Raw genomic sequence first — 229 nt, 5'->3', positions numbered from 1 at the left:
TCGTCGAGACGACGCAGGACCTCCTGCAGACGAAGGCCGGCATTCTGGGGGCGCGGCGTGCCCTGGAGGCTCTGGGGAGTGATCTGCCGCTGCTGGTGTCGCTGGCCTTCGAGACGACGGGCACGATGCTGCTGGGTTCCGAGATCGGGGCTGCGCTGACGGCTCTGGAGCCGCTCGGTGTCGACCTGATCGGCCTGAACTGCTCGACGGGCCCGGCCGAGATGAGCGA

General features: G+C 69.0%; 1 protein-coding gene. It reads left to right on the top strand.

Annotated features, from left to right (window positions below):
* The coding region (locus G3I42_RS16035) for a homocysteine S-methyltransferase family protein (protein WP_164286552.1) at positions 1–229 on the top strand (229 nt) is incomplete at both ends.

It is taken from the genome of Streptomyces sp. SID11385 (assembly GCF_010548245.1).
Classification (GTDB): domain Bacteria; phylum Actinomycetota; class Actinomycetes; order Streptomycetales; family Streptomycetaceae; genus Streptomyces.
The sequence above is the reverse complement of the archived record's forward strand: the minus strand, read 5'-3'. Positions and strand labels throughout refer to the sequence as shown.